Annotated in this window: 18 protein-coding genes and 2 riboswitches; of the genes, 2 read left to right on the top strand and 16 right to left on the bottom strand. The window is 44.5% G+C overall.

The features are described from left to right. Positions 1 to 29 precede the first annotated feature (29 nt). The 16 genes from DH10bf12_RS07405 to DH10bf12_RS07330 all read right to left on the bottom strand — a co-directional run bounded on the left by DH10bf12_RS07405 (position 30) and on the right by DH10bf12_RS07330 (position 15,638). Positions 30 to 767 carry an ABC transporter ATP-binding protein gene (locus DH10bf12_RS07405; RefSeq protein WP_471737876.1) on the bottom strand — a complete coding sequence of 246 codons (738 nt, stop codon included), beginning with the start codon at positions 765 to 767 and terminating at the stop codon, positions 30 to 32. 14 nt (positions 768 to 781) lie between these two features. Then, positions 782 to 1,555: an ABC transporter permease gene (locus DH10bf12_RS07400; RefSeq protein WP_471737875.1), complete on the bottom strand. Its 774-nt coding sequence runs from the start codon at positions 1,553 to 1,555 to the stop codon at positions 782 to 784. Positions 1,556 to 1,568: 13 nt separating this feature from the next. Continuing rightward, positions 1,569 to 2,543 (bottom strand): aliphatic sulfonate ABC transporter substrate-binding protein, encoded by a 975-nt coding sequence (locus DH10bf12_RS07395; protein ID WP_471737874.1) that lies wholly within the window; start codon positions 2,541 to 2,543, stop codon positions 1,569 to 1,571. A 52-nt stretch (positions 2,544 to 2,595) separates the two neighbouring features. Continuing rightward, positions 2,596 to 3,666: a homoserine O-acetyltransferase MetX gene (gene metX, locus DH10bf12_RS07390; RefSeq protein ID WP_471737873.1), complete on the bottom strand. Its 1,071-nt coding sequence runs from the start codon at positions 3,664 to 3,666 to the stop codon at positions 2,596 to 2,598. 13 nt (positions 3,667 to 3,679) lie between these two features. Beyond that, the gene (locus tag DH10bf12_RS07385) at positions 3,680 to 4,981 is read right to left on the bottom strand and encodes an O-acetylhomoserine aminocarboxypropyltransferase/cysteine synthase family protein (protein ID WP_471737872.1); all 1,302 of its coding nucleotides are present in this window, start codon (positions 4,979 to 4,981) and stop codon (positions 3,680 to 3,682) included. 114 nt (positions 4,982 to 5,095) lie between these two features. Then, positions 5,096 to 5,214, bottom strand: a riboswitch (SAM riboswitch). A gap of 92 nt (positions 5,215 to 5,306) precedes the next feature. Continuing rightward, on the bottom strand, positions 5,307 to 6,038 hold the full coding sequence (locus DH10bf12_RS07380; protein ID WP_471737871.1) for a hypothetical protein: 732 nt from the start codon (positions 6,036 to 6,038) through the stop codon (positions 5,307 to 5,309). Continuing rightward, positions 6,035 to 6,778, bottom strand: coding sequence for a hypothetical protein (locus DH10bf12_RS07375; RefSeq protein ID WP_471737870.1), 744 nt, complete (start codon positions 6,776 to 6,778; stop codon positions 6,035 to 6,037). Before DH10bf12_RS07375 ends, DH10bf12_RS07380 begins: the two co-directional genes overlap by 4 nt. Next, positions 6,750 to 7,655: an ATP-binding cassette domain-containing protein gene (locus tag DH10bf12_RS07370; protein WP_471737869.1), complete on the bottom strand. Its 906-nt coding sequence runs from the start codon at positions 7,653 to 7,655 to the stop codon at positions 6,750 to 6,752. Before DH10bf12_RS07370 ends, DH10bf12_RS07375 begins: the two co-directional genes overlap by 29 nt. Continuing rightward, positions 7,652 to 8,035, bottom strand: coding sequence for a GntR family transcriptional regulator (locus DH10bf12_RS07365; protein WP_471737868.1), 384 nt, complete (start codon positions 8,033 to 8,035; stop codon positions 7,652 to 7,654). The genes DH10bf12_RS07370 and DH10bf12_RS07365 overlap by 4 nt, the downstream gene beginning before the upstream one ends. A gap of 253 nt (positions 8,036 to 8,288) precedes the next feature. After that, positions 8,289 to 9,476, bottom strand: coding sequence for a cation:proton antiporter (locus tag DH10bf12_RS07360; RefSeq protein WP_471737867.1), 1,188 nt, complete (start codon positions 9,474 to 9,476; stop codon positions 8,289 to 8,291). A 13-nt stretch (positions 9,477 to 9,489) separates the two neighbouring features. Continuing rightward, positions 9,490 to 10,287: an SDR family NAD(P)-dependent oxidoreductase gene (locus DH10bf12_RS07355; RefSeq protein WP_471737866.1), complete on the bottom strand. Its 798-nt coding sequence runs from the start codon at positions 10,285 to 10,287 to the stop codon at positions 9,490 to 9,492. Positions 10,288 to 10,381: 94 nt separating this feature from the next. After that, complete coding sequence (metC, locus tag DH10bf12_RS07350) at positions 10,382 to 11,551, bottom strand: cystathionine beta-lyase (RefSeq protein ID WP_471737865.1); 1,170 nt, start codon at positions 11,549 to 11,551, stop codon at positions 10,382 to 10,384. After that, a complete protein-coding gene (locus DH10bf12_RS07345) occupies positions 11,548 to 12,663 on the bottom strand; it encodes a methionine biosynthesis PLP-dependent protein (RefSeq protein ID WP_471737864.1) in 1,116 nt (371 codons plus the stop codon). The genes metC and DH10bf12_RS07345 overlap by 4 nt, the downstream gene beginning before the upstream one ends. A 77-nt stretch (positions 12,664 to 12,740) precedes the next feature. After that, positions 12,741 to 12,838, bottom strand: a riboswitch (SAM riboswitch). 404 nt (positions 12,839 to 13,242) lie between these two features. Continuing rightward, positions 13,243 to 13,947: a type 1 glutamine amidotransferase gene (locus DH10bf12_RS07340; RefSeq protein WP_471737863.1), complete on the bottom strand. Its 705-nt coding sequence runs from the start codon at positions 13,945 to 13,947 to the stop codon at positions 13,243 to 13,245. 31 nt (positions 13,948 to 13,978) lie between these two features. After that, complete coding sequence (locus DH10bf12_RS07335) at positions 13,979 to 14,968, bottom strand: DUF4003 family protein (protein WP_471737862.1); 990 nt, start codon at positions 14,966 to 14,968, stop codon at positions 13,979 to 13,981. Between the two features lie 34 nt (positions 14,969 to 15,002). Further along, complete coding sequence (locus tag DH10bf12_RS07330) at positions 15,003 to 15,638, bottom strand: FusB/FusC family EF-G-binding protein (RefSeq protein ID WP_471737861.1); 636 nt, start codon at positions 15,636 to 15,638, stop codon at positions 15,003 to 15,005. A gap of 192 nt (positions 15,639 to 15,830) precedes the next feature. On the opposite strand from DH10bf12_RS07330, the gene DH10bf12_RS07325 reads away from it, so the two are divergent. Both DH10bf12_RS07325 and DH10bf12_RS07320 read left to right on the top strand, forming a co-directional pair. Continuing rightward, the gene (locus DH10bf12_RS07325; RefSeq protein ID WP_471737860.1) at positions 15,831 to 16,811 is read left to right on the top strand and encodes a Gfo/Idh/MocA family protein; all 981 of its coding nucleotides are present in this window, start codon (positions 15,831 to 15,833) and stop codon (positions 16,809 to 16,811) included. Positions 16,812 to 17,255: 444 nt separating this feature from the next. Continuing rightward, entirely contained in the window at positions 17,256 to 18,095 is an 840-nt protein-coding gene (locus tag DH10bf12_RS07320) for a transporter substrate-binding domain-containing protein (RefSeq protein WP_471738205.1), read from the top strand. Positions 18,096 to 18,123: the final 28 nt, after the last annotated feature.

Here is an 18,123-nt window from a genome sequence, read left to right as displayed (position 1 = left end):
TCAAAAATAAACGGAGGTTTTTATACAAATTACCGTACTGAATACTTTTGAAGCCCGGTATGACTGTTTTCAAGGATCGAAAATATTTTTTCTTTGTAAGAAGCAAGGCTTAAGTCACTTCTGCTTCTCGGTTTCGGCTGGCTGATTTTGATTTCTGCAGCCACTTCCCCGGGTTGACCGCTGAGCACAAGTATTCTGTCACACACGTGCAGCGCTTCATCAATATCATGGGTCACCATCACCATTGTTGTTTTTTCTTCTTCCCAGATATCAAGCAGCAGATCCTGCAACTGCATTTTTGTAAATGCATCAAGTGCGCTGAATGGTTCGTCGAGCAAGAGTACAGAAGGTTGTGCAGCAAGCGCCCGTGCAATGGCAGTACGTTGCGCCATGCCACCTGACAGATCACGTGGAAGTGCTTTTGAGAATTCACTTAATCCCACGAGCGACAGGTAATGCGCTGCCTGTTCACGGTATTTGGCAGGTTGCTTAAATCCAAACAGCACGTTATCTTCAACTGTCAGCCAGGGCATCAGCCGGGGTTCCTGAAAAATAACGCCGGCTCCTTTTCCACTGCTATCATTTAAATGAATGGTCCCGCTGTCTGACTGTTCGAGTCCTGACAACACACGCAGCAGCGTGCTTTTACCACAGCCGCTTGTACCGAGAATACCGACTATTTCACCTTTTTGAACAGTAAAGGAAATATGCTTAAATCCGGCTGTCCCATCTTTAAATAGGCGGGATGCTTTTTTAACTGTTAACAATGCAGTCACCTCTTTTACTGAGCATTTTGCAGGTTATCCTGCCACTTCAATGACTTTGCTTCAATTCCTTTGAGCAGAGCATCTGTCCCTTTCCCGAGTGCGGCAAATAAAATAATGCTTGCGATAATTAATTCAGGTGATGATGTATTCTGTCCGAGCACCAGCAGATAACCCAGCCCCTCGCTTGCACCAAGCAGTTCTGCAGCGACAACAAACATCCAGCCTAAGCCGAGGCCGCTTCTGATCCCTACCATAAATGAAGGCAGTGACGCAGGCAGGATAATTCTTCTGACTAACTGTAGTGAACTGAAGCGATACACTTTACCAACCTCAATCAGTTTTCTGTCGACACCCTGAATGCCCGAGACAATATTTAAATACACCGGGAAGAATACGCCGACAGCGATCAACGTCACTTTAGAAGGCTCTCCAATTCCCATCCAAAGTAAAAACAATGGAACCCAGGCAAGTGACGGGATTGATCTGAACGCCTGAAGAATCGGATCGAGCAGTCTTTCTGCCTGCTTAAAATAGCCGACCGCTGCACCTACCAGCAATGCCGCTGCAGTTCCGATTAGAAATCCCGCCCCTACGCGGTATAGCGTGATTGAGACGTGGGCCCAAAGCGTACCCTCCTGTGCCATTTCAACAATTGATGCAACCACAACGGTCGGAGCCGGCAGCAGATAGGATTCGATCCACCCAAGCCGGGCAGCTGCTTCCCATACAGCAACCAAAACAACTGGCAGAATCAGACCGAGTCCAATCAGGTTCAATTTATTTTTCATACCGCTCCCTCCTTTACTCCAGATTTTCTGTAAATGAAGGATTTAATAATTCGTCAACGAGTGCTTCAATATCTGCATCCTGATCAATGACTTCCTCCTGACGAAGTACTTCACCCGCTACAATCAGCGCTTCAGTATGCTCATCTCCAATGACCGGATTTGAAAAGTCATTGCGGGCAAGACTCGCTTTTGCCACTTCAAGGTTCATTTCAGCCTCATCTGCAAGAATTTGTGCTGCATCATCCGGATTAGCAATTGTCCATTCACGTGCGGCTTCATATTGCGCAATGACTTCTTCTACGATCTCAGGGTAGTCTTCAGCAAACTCTGACCTGACATTCAGCGTGCCATACGTATTAAAGTCTGGATTACGGTAAAACAGCTCAGCATTTGTATCAAGCTCTGCCCTTGCCATATGCGGATCGAGTCCAGCCCATGCGTCAACCTGCCCGGAAGATAATGCATTAGCGCCATCAGGATGCTGAAGATTTACAATTTCCACTTCATCTGAAGATACGCCTGCTTCTTCAAGTGCACGGAGGAGGAATATGTAAGGATCGGTTCCGAGCGTTGCTGCGATTTTCTTTCCCTTTAAGTCCTCTACTGACTTTATATCTGACCCTTCTCCCGCTACAAGTGCTGTCCATTCAGGCTTTGCGTATAAGTAAACTGATTCCACAGGAGAGCCATTTGATTTAGCGATCAGGGCTGCCGCTCCAGCAGTGGAACCGAAATCGACACTTCTGGAATTGAGAAACTCCAGTGCCTTGTTACTTCCCTGACTGAGCACCCATTCCACTTCAATTCCTTCATCCGCCAGTGCTTCTTCAACCAGCCCCTGTTCTTTCAGTACCAGACTCGTTGGAGAGTAATAAGCATAATCAAGTGTAATTTTCTCCGGCTGTTCATCTGAACTGGCATTTGCTGAGCATCCAGCGAGGACCCCGATTGCTGCTGATGATAAGATAAATGCTTTTATTTTATTCATTGTTATTCCTCCCTGTTTACTCAGAATTATAGTGAAAAGAAACGGACAGCTTTTACTGTCCAGTTTCAAAATGTTGTTTGACGTACTGTCCCCATTTTTCAAATTCAACGAGGAATCCGTCATGACCAAAATCTGTATCAACTTCGTGAAAGTCAGCTTCAGGTACATAGCTGACGAATTGCTCAATTGCATTTGGCGGATATAATAAATCTCCCTTAAACCCGATCCCAAGAAGCTTCGATTTAATTTTCTCAGCCGCTTTCCGGATGCTGCCGTGATGCCTGCTGATGTCGTGATGATTCATTGCATATAAAAGAGTCAAATAACTATTCGGGTCAAATCGTTTGGTGATTTTTTCACCCTGATATTTTAAATAGGACTCCACCTGATAAAATGGTTGCTCCTCTTCTACTTCTTTTTCTTCTCTATTGAACCTGCCTGTAAACAGATATGGACTTCTGTAAGTAACAAGCCCAACCATTCTGGCAACCTCAAATCCTTTTACATCTGACGGATTATCATACAGACCGTTATTCCATGACGGGTCATTTTCAATGGCATGAATCCCGATCCGGTTAAAAGCGATGCCGTAATCACTCAATGATGGCGTCGCTGCCAGCAGCACTGCTTTATCCATAAAATCCGGATAGCTGATGCACCATTCAAGCGTCTGCATGCCGCCGAGCGAGCCGCCGATGACACCATGAAGCTTCGTAATGCCAAGCTTCAGACAGGCCTGATATTGTGCGTTGACCATATCTTTTACAGTGATAAATGGAAAATCAGTGCGGTACTTTTCACCGTATGGATTCAGAGAGTCAGGACCGGTAGAACCGCTGCAGCCGCCAAGCACATTAAATGTGATCACCTGGAACTTCGTTAAATCAATATACGCATGTTCACCGGCAAAGCCGCGCCACCAGCCTGGTTCCTGCTCTGTTCCGACTGACTGGTGCGTGCCGGTCAATGCGTGACAGATCAGGATCACAGGTAATGACGGATCTCCTGACCGCTCGTAGCGGAGAGAGACATCATCAATCACTTTTCCGGATTCAAGTATCAAAGAACCGATATCGACTGTCCCTTCACGATGCATGACCTTCTCAGTTAATGTCTCTCCCATCCTGATTCCTCCCTTACGAATGAGCGGGTACTGCCGCTTTTTCAATTGCCTGATTTAAATCGTTAATCAGATCTTCTATTGATTCAATCCCCACGGATAATCTGATCTGCTCTTCTTTTACACCTGCTGCTGCAAGGTCTTCACCTGATAGCTGCGCGTGCGTTGTTGAAGCCGGATGAATAATCAATGACTTTGCATCACCAACGTTTGCAACATGTGACCAGAGCTGCGTATGATCAATGACTTTTCTGCCTGACTCACGTCCACCTTTAATGCCAAATACAATAATCGATCCGGCACCTTTAGGCAGATACTTCTTCGCTGCTTCATATGACGAGTGACTCTCAAGACCCGGATACTGCACCCAATCCACTGAAGGATGCTGATCCAGATATTCAGCGACCTTTAATGCATTTTCCACGTGGCGTTCCACTCTCAAGTGCAGCGTCTCAAGTCCCTGCAGTAAATAAAATGCATTCTGAGGACTGAGGCATGCGCCTGTATCACGCAGCAGATTCACACGCAGCTTTGCGATAAATGCTGCAGCTTCGAGGTCTACAAACCGTAATCCATTATAGCTCGGGTCCGGTGTTGTAAAGTCCGGGAAGCGTCCGTTATCATAATTGAATGTGCCTGCGTCTACAACAACGCCGCCAATCGTTGTGCCGTGACCGCCAATCCATTTTGTTGCTGAATGAACGACAATGTCAGCGCCGTGCTCAATCGGCTTATTCAGGTATGGTGTCGCAAACGTACTGTCTACAATCAGCGGCACGCCTTCTTCATGCGCGACTTTCGCAACCCCTTCCGTATCAAGTACGTGAAGACTAGGATTTCCAATCACTTCTGCAAAGACAGCCTTTGTTTTCGGGCCGATTGCTTTTCTGAAGTTTTCAGGATCCGTACCGTCAACAAATTTTACATTCACGCCGTATCTCGGAAGCGTCTGGGCAAAAAGGTTGTATGTGCCCCCGTAAAGGTTTGCAGCTGCTACAATCTCATCTCCTGCACTTGCCAGGTTCAGCACTGCATACGTGATCGCTGCCATGCCTGATGCCGTTGCTACTGCACCTACTCCGCCTTCTAAAAGGGCAATGCGGTTTTCAAAAGCAGCAACTGTCGGATTGCCGATTCGCGTATAAATATTTCCTTCTTCAGCAAGCGAGAATAAATTCTGCGCATGCTCAGCGCTGTCAAATGTATAAGATGTTGTCTGATAGATCGGAATCGCTCTTGCGTTTGTTGTCGGATCTGATTCTGTTGCACCGTGAAGTAATAGTGTCTCAATATTGTATTGCGGCTGATTGTTTGTCATGATCAAATCTCTCCTTTAGTGAACTGATGGATTTTTTTCAGTGAAGTGTGTACTGGATGAAGATGAAAGGGGAAAATAAAAACCCCCTTCATAAGAAGAGGGTTAGATATCCTCCTCTTATCTTTCAGACCTTTTCAAGGATCTGTAGGAATTAGCACCTTTCCGTATCAGGATTTGATACGTTGGTTGCCGGGCATCGCAGGGCCTAGTCCCTCCGCCACTCTGGATAAGAGTTATAAAGTTGTAAGTACATGTTTTGTTTTGCTCTTGTTGAGGATTATAAAGAGTCTGAAAAAGGAAGTCAACCTTTTTCTGAATATTTATTTTATTGTGCGATGAACTTCCGAACTTCCCCGATGATTGCAACATCTTCTGGCACATAAAGGTGAATGACCTGAACACCATATGAATAGTTCGTCCCAAAACCAAAGCCCTCATTATTTTCCTCATCACTGTTGAATTGCTGCACAATCATCGAAGGCAGATACTGAATGTAATGCAAATCATTTTGTCCATAAACATCACTGATGAACAGCTGATTGTTTTGAATTGTTACACTTGGCCGAACGATTTCATCGGTAATATCAACACCATTTACTGAAAATGGTGTTTTGTAAATATCCATTTTGATTTCTTCAGATAGCTGATTGTCGATGGTAGCTACAATCAGGAAATCCCCACGGTCCGGTAGATTGTCAGGGAGTACAAGACTTGTGTATTTGTATTCAAATACTTTCTGTTCTTCAAGGTAAGCGGGATCAATATCATTAAAACGGTTTTGAGTCGCTTTTTCATAGATCTCCCACCCTGGCTGATCCGATACTTCTTCTTGATTAGCTCCTGCAGGTAATTCTTTACTTGTAGCTGGCAGGACATAATAAGTCACCATCGCTAATACAAGCAAAACAGCATAAGACAGGAAAATGATACGTGCAACCTTCCTTTGAGGCCTCTTCCGCTTAGATTTTTCAGGAACATTTTTATTTTTACTTTTTAGAAACAGAAAAATCATCAGAATCAATAGTACGATAGGCAAAAGCTGTATGATAGCTGTCACAGTTCTCTTACCTCCCTTCTATTCAGGATGCTTACACCCGCAAGATATAAAATAGCTGCTGTAATAAGCATTTTCACAAGAAATAAGGTCAAGGATGCCTCTTGGGCGTAGAATTCATAAAAGAATTCATAAAGGGCGAGTGATGTCCCCATCATTGCAGGCCCAAAAAGCACAACAGGAATGACTGCAATAAATACCTTACTAAGCTGAATCAGAACGCCAATAAAATAACCTCCCGCTGCAGCCACTATTGCATATCCAAATACAGCACCTAAGCTTAGTAACATTTCTCCCGGAGTTCCTACACTCGCCATACCTGGATAAAATGAAGTGTCACGGAAAATCAATATCGCAAGGTAGATCACATAATTACTCATTACAATAAAAAGTGAGGATAACAAAACGATAGCCAGAAGTAAAATTGCATTAGAAGCCTGACTGATATTTCTAGTTGTGACATAAGAAAAATCTTCATATCGATAATTTTTGGTTGTTATTAAAGCTGAAATAATGACTAGCCAAAATATCGTAAACATAAAAACAGTATCATTGGAAAACGTTGAAATCCTGAGTGAAAACATATCATCTGAAGTACTCATCCCACCAGTACCCAATACCGAAAATAGAACCGCAATTAACTGAATCACAACGAGACTTCTCCACAGGTCAGCGACCGCATAGCATTTATAAATAAACTGCTGACGTATGAGCTTACCCGTGCTGACTGTTGCTAAAGACATCATCAATCCCCCCTTTGTTTCTTGAAGTCATATACACACACAAATCACTTGCAGATACCGGTGTAAATCTGAGGTCACGTGCAGCGGCCTTCTCAGCTGCTGTAAAATGATTCTTCACAATCACTGTTGAAAACCCGCCTTTATCTTCAAGATGCGCAATGACATCCTGCTGATCTGACCAGTTTTCCACCTGCATTGCCGGACCGGAAACGGCCATCGCGTACTCTTTTACTTCTTCGATTGGAAGGTGGAGAATCGAGCGTCCCCCGTCAATCAGAAGCAGATCCTCAATCAGTTCATCAATTTCATCGAGGTGGTGACTCGAGATCAGAATCGTTCTCGGATGCGCCAGATAATCCTTCAGCAAGGCCCGATAGAAATCTTTTCTGACTGAAGCATCCATCCCTGTCGTCGGCTCATCAAAGATCGTCAGCGGACACCGCGCAGCAAGTCCGAGGATGCCGTAGAATGTGTTTTTCTGTCCTTTTGAAAGGTAATCCGTTCCAATATTCAGCGGGATCGCAAAATAATCTGCAAGCTTTTTTGCAAGGTCAGCGTCCCAATTAGGATAAAAACGGCCATGGTGATGAAGAATATCCTTTGTCGTCAGCGCATTAGAGAACACCGTATATTCATCAAGATACATACTGTTAGCAGATACCTTCAGGCTATTAAATGGCTGGTCTCCAAACACATTGAGATCCCCGCCCGTCTTTTTCAAAAAGCCGGCAATTGTTTTCATGAGCGTTGTTTTCCCGGATCCGTTTCTGCCGACAATGCCTGTAATCGTATTTTCCTGAATGGTAAAATCAGCATCTTTTACGCCTGCACCGTTTTTGAATCTTTTTTCAAGATGTCTACATTCAATCACTGTCATGACGTTTCCCCTTTCCGGCGACTTTGCTCGAGCTGAATCATATGGATCAGGTCCTGCTCTTTCACGTTCAGATGCTCTGCTTCCGCTACGACGTCTGAAACGAGCGCTGCCAATGTTTCATTGATTCTTCTGTGGCGGATCTGCTCTGCCGCCTCTTCTGTCACGAACATGCCAAGTCCCCTTTTCTTATATAAAATCCCTGCATCTGCAAGTATTGTGAGCCCCTTTGCCGCTGTCGCCGGATTAATGTTGAACTGATCCGCCAGCTGATATTGCGAAAACATTTTTTCATGCGCTTTAAATCGTTCATGTAAAATTTCTGTTTCAAGCCATTCGGCAATTTGTATATAAATCGGTTTCGTACTGTCTGCATTCAGCATCAGCTCAGTCACCTCCCTTTATCTGATATAGTGCATTACTGCTGTAATGTACTATATACTATTTTGTAATCTTTGGCAATAGGCGTTTGGAATATTTTGATGGAGTGTTCCTTAGAAAGGTGAGGCATGTTCGGAGAAAATATAGGAGCGTTCTTAGAAAAACATTGATAGTTCGCAGCTTCATGTCAAAAGTCTCACCTCATTTCCACAACAAAAAACTGCACAGCAATTGTGCAGTTTTCAGAGAGCATATTCACGTTTTCAACAGCTTCGCCAGTGGGTGAACACCGACACTCTGTATAAATAATGACAGCAGTACAGCGATAAATGAAATGGTCATGACAGTTCCGGTATCTCCTGCATCTGATGCTTCAAGCAATAACAGAAGTACAACCGACATCGTTCCCTTCACACCACCAAATGAAATCAGCAGTGATTCTTTCCAGGACAAACTCTTTTTAATCGGCGGCACGCTCTGAGCAGTAAGCACGACGATCAGCGTTCTGATCACGAGTGATAGAATAAATACAAGAATGGCAAAACCAAACCACTCCCATTTCAAATAGTCGACTGCTGTAAAACCAATCAGTAAAAAGACAAGTGAGAGCAGTGTCGGTTCGACTACATCCCAAAAATGGTCAAGCGATTCTCTATAGTGATCCTCTTTGTTAATACGGTTAAATTCCCATGAAAGCATTAACCCCGCTGCAACGGTGGCAAGCACGCCCGAAATTCCAAATGACTCTGCCAGTAAAAACAGGCCGTAAGCCATAATGATACTCAGCATCACCTGATACTCCTGATGATGTGTAAAATGAACCGCACGGCTGACGAGCCAGCCGAACACGATACCAATCAGCGCCCCGCCAATTGCAACATATAAAAACTCTCCCATAAATGATAAGAACGAAAAGCTTTCATGCCCCTGATGAATCGACAGAAGGGTCGCAAAAATGACATAACTTGTCCCATCATTAATCAGCGACTCTCCTTCCACAATATCGCCTACCTTCTCATTATCAAGAGACTTATGTAGAATCGACGTGACTGAAACAGGATCGGTTGGCGTAAGAACAGCTGCTATCAATAATGCTTCAGTGAAATCAAGGGGCACAAAAAGCTCTGCTATCAAATAAATGACCCCACCGAGCCCGAGCACCGTCAACACCAGTCCAACCGTACTCAGAATGGAGATCGCCCAGCTGTTTGTCTTTAGCGCACCAACTGAAAACTTGTATGCTGAAATAAAGAGTAACGCTGGCAGTATCATTTCATAAAGGGCTTTTTCAGACAGCTCAATTCCCCCAAAAAAGGGTACAAAGTAAAGCAGCATTCCGATTCCCACTAAAACAGGCGGCCTTGGGAATACCTGCGTGAGCTTATCAATTGTAAAGACGATATAGCCGATCAATAATAGAACGACAATCTGAACCGGCTCCATCCGCCCCACCTCCTTATCTCATGACTGCTCCACCTGAAATTTTGACTGATTCACCAATGATATTTTCTGCAGCATCAGACAGTAAAAACAAAATGGTTCTCGCTACTTCATCGGGCTGCGTGATACGCCCGGACGGCAGTCCTTCTTCAACGATTTTCAGCTGCTCTTCAAATGAACGACCGGCCTTTTTGCCTTTTTTACGGATTGCATTACGTCCCATCTCTGTATCGACAAATCCCGGGCATACTGCATTTACCCTGATTCCGTGTTCTGCTGCCTCATGTGCAAATGCCTGCGTAAATGCAATGATGGCGAATTTGGATGCGGCATACGCAGTATTACCGTGCGTGGCTCTAAGACCGGAGAGAGACGATACATTCACGACTGAACCGGCTTTTGATTCCTTCATTTCAGGGTAGACAAGCTGCGTGAGTGCGACTGTTGAAAAGTAGTTCAGCTCCATCACCTTCCGCATATCCTCTTCAGACAGTTCTTCAACTGTATCCCCGCCTGAAATGCCGGCTGAATTTACAAGTCTGGTAACCGGTCCTGCATGTTCTTTAGCTTTTTGGAGCAGTCTCTCTCTGTCTTCAGATTCGTTCAGGTCTGCTGAGACAATCAGCAGTTTCGCTTCGATTCCTGCTTCCTGGCATTCTTTTTTCAGGTCACCCAGTTTATCTTCATTACGCCCGGCAGCCGTGACTGAGGCACCTGCCTTCAACGCTTCTTTGACTGTGTGCCAGCCGATCCCTCCAGTTGCGCCTGTTACTAAAATATGCTGATCCTTCATTCCATCCTGTGAAAAAATCATTGGTCATCCTCCTAAAAAGTATTTAGAAGTCTTTACCACTGATTTTTGCGGACAAACAAAAACTGCACCTGATTTAAAGGTGCAGTAGCATTTTTTATACCTGCAGCGTCTGGTATGCGCCGACTTTATCGAGTGCCTGGCGCAGGTCTGCGAGCAGGTCTTCAGTATCTTCAAGACCTACTGACAGGCGCAGGAGGCCTGATGTGATCCCGCGTGATTCACGCTCTGACTGCGGCATTGCAGCGTGGCTCATGGTTGCCGGATAGGACAGGATCGACTCCACAGCACCGAGACTGACTGCAAACACAGGGATTTTCATTGCTTCAACAAGTACACCTGCACTCTTTTTGTCAGGTAACCTGAAAGACAGCACAGCTCCCGCTCCGGTCGATTGTCTCTGGTGGATATGGTAGCCCGCATGAAATGAAAAACCTGGATAGAACACTTCATCAATCAGCGGGTGGTGGTGAAGATATTGCGCAATTTCCCTTGCAGAATCGGATGATTGCTTGAGTCTAACGCTGAGTGTTTTTAATCCACGCAGCAGTAACCAGCTATCCTGAACGCCCAGTATTGAGCCGAATGAATTCTGGATAAACTTCAGCCGGGCAGCGATCTCTTCATCTTTTACAGCAGCAAGCCCTGCCACGACATCACTGTGACCTGACAGAAACTTTGTTGCACTGTGCAGGACGACATCCGCGCCAAGATCAAGCGGCTTCTGGTATAGCGGCGTCATAAACGTGTTATCCACGAACGTCAGACACCCATGTGCCTTTGCCACTTTTGCCACGCCTTCAATGTCCGTGATATTGAGCGTCGGATTGGACGGCGTCTCCACATAGATGACTTTTGTATTTGGCTGAACGTTACGCGCTGTTTCATCAAGGTCGGTCATATCAATAAACGAGTGATCGATATTAAAGCGCGTCAGCACTTCTGTAATCATTCTGTATGTCCCGCCGTAGACATCCTTTGAAACCAGCACATGATCGCCTGCAGACAGCAGCATGAATGCAGAAGAGATCGCAGCCATACCTGATGCAAAAGCAAATCCTGCGTGACCATTTTCAAGATCAGCAATCGTATCTTCCAGTGCACCGCGTGTCGGGTTTCCTGAACGGCTGTAATCGTAAGGACCGAATTCATCAATCGACTGCTGATGGTAAGTCGAGGAATAGTGTAAGGGTACATTCACAGCCCCTGTCTGCTTGTCGATATATGAGGGCTGATGCAATAGTTTTGTATCAAAATGATGTGTCATACTTGATCTCCTCCTTTTCCGGCTGCTTCAAGCGCCTGTTTCAGATCAGTGATTAAGTCGTCAGGCTGTTCAATACCAACAGAGAAACGCAGTAACCTGCTGCAGATCCCTTTATCTTCACGCTCTGCTTCAGGAATATCTGCATGGGTCTGGGTGGCAGGATACGTAATAAAACTTTCAACACCACCAAGACTTTCAGCAAATGAAATGACATTGATTGATCTTAGAAATGAATCAATCCACTCCGCTTGTTCCAGCCTGAATGAAACCATCCCGCCGATTCCCGGGTAAATGACGTCTGTGACCTGCGGCTGCGTTTCAAGGAATGCTGCAACTGCAGCAGCATTCGTCTGGTGACGGTCCATCCTGAGCGCAAGTGTCTTCATTCCACGGATTAACAGCCATGAGTCCATTGGCGACAGAACCGCTCCCGCTCCGTTATGAATCGCAAAAAGCTTTTCACAAATCGACTCACCTTTAGCGGCAACCAGACCTGCCAGCACGTCATTGTGCCCACCAAGATATTTTGTTGCACTGTGAATGACAATATCTGCCCCGAGTTCAATCGGCCGCTGAAGGTAAGGTGTTAAAAAGGTATTGTCTACAATCAGATGAATATCTTTTTCATGAGCAAAATCTGCAACCTGTCTGATATCTGTTATTTTCATCAGCGGGTTTGTCGGCGTCTCCACGAAGACTGCCTTTACCCGCTCCGTACAGGCATGCTGGAGATCATCAGAATTATTTGTATCAACATACACAAACTCTATGCCGTAATGCTCGCTGTAATGATCAAATAAGCGGTAAGTGCCTCCATATAAGTCATCAGAGGCAAGAATCTTATCTCCCGGTTTATACAAAGACAGCACCAGTTGAACAGCGGCCATCCCTGAGCTTGTTGCAAAGCCCTGGTCTGCTCCTTCAAGTGCTGCAATGCCTTCTTCAAGGATGGCTCTTGTTGGATTTTTCGTTCTCGTATAGTCATAGCCGGTCGACTGACCGAGTCCTTCATGCCGGTATGCAGTTGATAAATAGATGGGCGGGTTTACAGTTCCAGTCGATTCTTCACTTCTGTTTCCAAGCTGAGCCAGGATGGTTTGAATTGATGTCATATCATGCAGCTCCTTCAAAATCGTTCTGTATATACAGGAAAAGACCTTCTGATAAGAGAAGGTCTTGGAATACGCTCTTCTTATCTTCAGGCTGATCACCTGCTGGAATTAGCACCGTGCACTGCCGGTTGCTGAAGTTTCAAAGGGCCAGTCCCTCCACTTCTCTTGATAAGTTATGGAATTGTCTGAAAATAATAGTTGTTGTATAGCCTACATCATATTGAATAAATGTGCAAGATTTTTCAGGAAATATTTTGGAAAGTTAGTTAATGTACAACTGTGGCGCGGGTGGGGTGTAGATGTGACAGGAGTTTCCGGGAATCTGGACCGGGCTTCTCAGTCACTGAACTGACATTTCCCGGATCTGATCTAACTTTATAGTCAAGATAAAAACCGCACGCTGGTGTCAGGCAGCGTGCGGCTAAGGGAGGGGGCGTCGCTTTCTTGTGCGCCTTCTGTGTAAAAAGCCGGTGCGAAACGACTGTTTACAGGCATTTATAATAAGTGCGACGTTTTATTTTTTAATTGAGAATGAATCTCATTCTTATTGTATACACAATTCAAATCTTTGTCCAGTGTTTAATCAATCTTTTTTTCACCATGGACGTCTAAAAACTTTTCAAGAATTGGTTGAAAGCGGTTATGACTTTGTTCCACGTAGCCTGGATCCGCTCTCGGTCCTTCCATATCGACCGTCTTATCGCGTTTTTCAATCTCCTGATCATCATGGTCAATCAGGTTTTGAATGCCTTCAACCGTCATTTCAGGATGGAATTGAAATGCGAGAATATGATCTGTATAAAACCCCTGAACCGGTGTGATCTCAGATTTTCCAACCGGCTTTGTTCCTTTTGACAGATCGTAAATATCACTGTGCCAGTGGAACATAGGGATATTCAGCTGACCTATGTCAAAGTCTTCAAGAAAAGAAGTATGCCAATTCAGCTCCGCCCAGCCCATTTCATATTTCGGCAAAGATGATACTTCAGTTCCGAGGATATGAGCAATCATTTGCGATCCAAGACAGATGCCAATGATTTTTCGTTTTTCATTGATCGCTTTTTCAATATAATCAACTTCTTTTTGCATCCAGTCCGTTTCAGGGAGTTCCTGTACGCTGTTTGGACCTCCTAAAACAACCAGCACATCATTATCCTTCAGGACAGGATAATCATCCGGTTTTTTTGCATCAATATAATGAAGCTCACAGCCCCAGACTTTCACCCATTCTTCCAGGTAACCTGCGTTGTCATACCAGATATGCTGCAGACAAATGAATCTCATATTACATTCCTCTTCCCCATGACCTTAGTCATTAATTATTCGATGAACTTGCTGATGCAGCAGCTCCGGCTGACATCGCAGCAAGTACTGCAGCCTGCTGAGCCTGCAGGATCGATTCGATTGTTGATGCAAGACCGACATCCAGCACATTATTTTCCTGAACTTTCTTTTGCAGAACAAACCGCACGGCTGTCATAAAGCACAGGTCTTTATGCCATTTAAAACTTTTAATACTGATCAGCTGATCATAGGTTGCCTTTACTTCATTGAGCAGTGCTGAAGGTGTTCCGGCGAGGGCCAGTACACCGACAATCGGCAAGTGATTCCCGCGCAGCTTGATCTTATTTGTCTTAAGGTCATCCAGCCAAGTGACTGTATTTTGTACGAGCAGTTGTCTGTTATCCTGGCGCCCGTATGTAAGGATCTGTGATAAGAACTGACGGTTATTTCCTTTCGCCAGTACAATATGCAGCTGATCATAGTAATAAGCCATATCGTCAAGCAGTTCTTCTTCTTCCCCCTCTTCTTCAGCCAGAAGCACAGATAGCGGGTAATCTTCATGAGATGTTAAGAAGAAGTGCTGTTTTTTCATTCCGCTGTACATGCTTTTCGCACGTTTTACATGTTCGTCTATCTCTTCTTCCGATACAGAATCGAGCGATACATATAAAGCGTAGGCTGCAATGTAAGCATGGGGACTTCTTGAAAAACCTGATTCTATCAATTTTTCATAGACGAGCATCATGTCATCAAACGATTTTTTCGGCTCATCAAAATTTGATACAAGCAGTCCTGTCAGCATCAGTCTCAGATCTGCTGACTGAATATAAGAAAACTGGCTGGATTCTTTCTTAATTATTTCATTCAAAGAGATCAGTCTGCTCAATTCAAACGGCTTTTCAGCAGTTGTAAGTTGCCCCGCCAGCATCATCAGAGACGTACTATTCACACGCCACCGGTATTTCTTTCTGAGCTGTTCATACATTGTGAGATATTTTTCGATTTGTTCATTTGTGTCCATACAAATCACCCTTTTGACTTATTCTGTCCTTTTTTCATCTTACCTGCCCAAGAAAGGCTTCGAGCTGCGATGAGTCCTGAATCGCCTGGTTGCACTCTTTACTGTCATAACAGATATACTGTCCGTAGGATCTTAAACCTTCGGATTCCCTCGGTCTATTCTGAATGCTGGTCATCGCCACATCACCGTAGCGGTTGCATAGACTGCAGATGCCTTTACGCGCCGAGATCACATACCTGCCCTGAACGCCTGTTAATTCACCGTTCCGCACATAGACAAAATACTGCTTACTTTGCCCAATATCTTTCCATCCGAGATAGGTCAGCGCTCTGAAATCAAATGATTCAAGGTTCGGGACCTGAAGCTTTTTCACCTTTGGAAAAAGTCCACGCAAATCAGCGGGCGTCACTTCCGGGAATGATTTTCTGTAAGGTGTCAGGTCCATCAGGAATTTTGTCCGTTCTTCTTCTGTATCAAGTGAGGCAACACCTGAAATCAGCTGCTCCTGATCCTGTGTTAACTGATCAAACACGTCATATACCTTCGCTTCTGCCGCTTCCTTCACAGCAGTTTTCACACCTTCATCCGATGTCACATTCGCCTGCCTCTGCATCCCGATAATCTGAGATTTTATCACGTTAAATTGTTCATTAGAGATAAATTGCTCCATTTGAAAAGCCCCTTTACTTCAATTGAACTTATACTTTATATACTGGATCCATATTGAAAATGTTTCACGATTCACTTACTTCTTTATGCATATACCCCATTTCGGACAATTTGACTCATTCTTTACGTACTGGCATATTCTTCTTTTAGTATGTACACTTGGGACAAACGATATGAAAAGGATTGAAGCATAATGAGATTTGGCGTAACAGGAACGAACTGGATTACAGATACTTTTATTGAAGCTGCAATGGCAGCAGAAGGGGCTGAGATCACGGCCGTCTGCTCACGAAAAAACGAAACTGCACTGGCTTATGCTGAGAAACACGGGCTTCCCCATACATATACATCACTTGAGGAAATGTGTGAAAGCGGAGAAATCGATGCAGTTTACCTTGCGACACCTAATGCAGTTCATCACGAACAGGTCATCACCTGCCTTGAAAAAGGGATTCCGGTCCTTTGCGAAAAGCCGCTGACTGCCACAAAGGTGCTTGCTGAAAAAATGATTGAAGCGTCAAAAACACATCAGGTATTGCTGATGGAAGCAATGAAATCGACATCAATGCCTAACTTTCAGCGTGTAAAAGAATTGCTGCCTGAGATCGGCACTATCAGACAGGTCCGCTTTCAGTATGGTCAGTATTCTTCACGCTATGACAAATTTAAAGCTGGAGAGATCCTGAATGCGTTTAAGCCTGATATGGCAAATGGATCTTTAATGGATCTTGGCGTTTATACTCTTTATCCGATCATTTCACTTTTCGGATCACCTGATGCTGTCCAGTCAGACAGCACGGTGCTTCATACTGGAGTCGATGGCCAGGGCGCAGTCCTTTTATCTTATGAAGGAATGAACGTCACAGCAGGCTACTCCAAAATTGCTGACAGCTTTCTTCCGAGTGAAATCGCCGGTGAAAAAGGCGCGATTCACATCGACCACATCAGCTCACCGGGTAAAGTGACGCTTATGACGAGAGATGGTGCCGTAGATTATTCAGTTGAGCAGTCAAAGCCTTCAATGTCTTATGAAATTGAAGAGTTTATGAAAACAGCGCATGCCGGTAAAATCGAGTCGGACATCAATACGCATCAGATTTCCCTTCAAACTGTCGGGCTGATGGAACAGATCAGAAAGCAGCAGGGGGTTGTTTATCCGCTTGATCGTGAATAAATGGTTTTTTGAGAAGCAGTGAGCGGAGACGTTCATTGCTTTTTTATTGGGAGGGGAGCTGCACATGGATTTAATTCCGACACGTATAGGGTTGATTCACTCACCTTTTGACTCATTCGATGACCTTCCGAATCAATTGAATCACCTTTCGCTTGGGCAGCATTATTTCTGACACCTTTCTCATTTTTACATCAGCTTTCAGCTTTATTCATTCACCTTTTTGATTATTCCACACCCTGTTCACGTCCGCTTAATGACCCCCACTCCCGCAACTTTACTGTAACAATATTCACAACCCCTTCCATACCCCAACTACGCTAATCCAGATACCCCCACCATGTAAGCGCTATCCGAATATTCCCTGCCGATTTAACCCTTGTGTCATAATTGTTAAAATGCTATGTTTTTAAAGGATTAATTTTAAGGAGGATTATTAACGTGAATATAAAAAAGTTAAATATTCGTACCGTTTCTATCGGTCTTTTAGCTGCAGCAGTTCTAGCAGGTTGTGGTTCTGATGATTCATCAACGGAAGAAACAACTGCATGGGATGACATTCAGGAGGAAGGCGTACTAAAGGTTGCTACTTCAGGAACACTTTTCCCGACTTCATATTATGACGATGAAACCGATGAGCTGACTGGCTTTGAAGTGGAAGTTGTGAAAGAGCTTGCGAACCGTCTCGATCTTGAAGTTGAGTGGGAAGAAATCGGATTTGATGGCATGCTGACAGCTGTTAATACAGGTCAGGTTGACCTTGCGTCTAATGATATCGAAATCACTGAAGAAAGAGCTGAACAGTTCGCTTTTTCTACACCAATTAAGTATTCATACGGCACAGCCATCGTACGTGAAGATGACCTTTCAGGAATTGAAACATTCGAAGACCTTGAAGGCAAACGTGCTGCAGGTGCAGCTACTTCAGTTTATATGGATCTTGCACGTGAATACGGTGCTGAAGAAGTCATCTATGACAATGCGACAAACGAGCAGTACCTTCGTGATGTATCAGTAGGTAACACGGATGTTATTTTAAATGACTATTACCTGCAGACACTTGCACTTCAGGCATTTCCTGACTTAGGAATTGTGATTCACCCTGATCTTCAGTACAGCCCATCTGAAGTAGGCCTTGTCATGAGTAATGAAAATGATGAGCTTGTTGAACAAGTGAACACTACACTTGAAGAAATGCTTGAAGATGGAACGATCTCTGAGATTTCAGGACAGTTCTTCGCTGGTGAGGATGTTACGCAGCAGCCTGATATTGATTTTGAAGAATAGTCATTAATTGAAGAAAGGAGCGGTCGCT

This window comes from Jeotgalibacillus sp. 10bf12 (assembly GCF_055597105.1).
The sequence above is the reverse complement of the archived record's forward strand: the minus strand, read 5'-3'. Positions and strand labels throughout refer to the sequence as shown.

Excerpts from the sequence above, each read along its gene's own strand:
- DH10bf12_RS07400 (WP_471737875.1), bottom strand. The coding sequence starts at position 1,555 with ATGAAAAATAAATTGAACCTGATTGGACTCGGTCTGATTCTGCCAGTT.
- DH10bf12_RS07395 (WP_471737874.1), bottom strand. The coding sequence starts at position 2,543 with ATGAATAAAATAAAAGCATTTATCTTATCATCAGCAGCAATCGGGGTC.
- metX (WP_471737873.1), bottom strand. The coding sequence starts at position 3,666 with ATGGGAGAGACATTAACTGAGAAGGTCATGCATCGTGAAGGGACAGTC.
- DH10bf12_RS07385 (WP_471737872.1), bottom strand. The coding sequence starts at position 4,981 with ATGACAAACAATCAGCCGCAATACAATATTGAGACACTATTACTTCAC.
- DH10bf12_RS07375 (WP_471737870.1), bottom strand. The coding sequence starts at position 6,778 with ATGTCTTTAGCAACAGTCAGCACGGGTAAGCTCATACGTCAGCAGTTT.
- DH10bf12_RS07370 (WP_471737869.1), bottom strand. The coding sequence starts at position 7,655 with ATGACAGTGATTGAATGTAGACATCTTGAAAAAAGATTCAAAAACGGT.
- DH10bf12_RS07365 (WP_471737868.1), bottom strand. The coding sequence starts at position 8,035 with ATGCTGAATGCAGACAGTACGAAACCGATTTATATACAAATTGCCGAA.
- DH10bf12_RS07360 (WP_471737867.1), bottom strand. The coding sequence starts at position 9,476 with ATGGAGCCGGTTCAGATTGTCGTTCTATTATTGATCGGCTATATCGTC.
- DH10bf12_RS07355 (WP_471737866.1), bottom strand. The coding sequence starts at position 10,287 with ATGATTTTTTCACAGGATGGAATGAAGGATCAGCATATTTTAGTAACA.
- metC (WP_471737865.1), bottom strand. The coding sequence starts at position 11,551 with ATGACACATCATTTTGATACAAAACTATTGCATCAGCCCTCATATATC.
- DH10bf12_RS07345 (WP_471737864.1), bottom strand. The coding sequence starts at position 12,663 with ATGACATCAATTCAAACCATCCTGGCTCAGCTTGGAAACAGAAGTGAA.
- DH10bf12_RS07340 (WP_471737863.1), bottom strand. The coding sequence starts at position 13,947 with ATGAGATTCATTTGTCTGCAGCATATCTGGTATGACAACGCAGGTTAC.
- DH10bf12_RS07335 (WP_471737862.1), bottom strand. The coding sequence starts at position 14,968 with ATGGACACAAATGAACAAATCGAAAAATATCTCACAATGTATGAACAG.
- DH10bf12_RS07330 (WP_471737861.1), bottom strand. The coding sequence starts at position 15,638 with ATGGAGCAATTTATCTCTAATGAACAATTTAACGTGATAAAATCTCAG.
- DH10bf12_RS07325 (WP_471737860.1), top strand. The coding sequence starts at position 15,831 with ATGAGATTTGGCGTAACAGGAACGAACTGGATTACAGATACTTTTATT.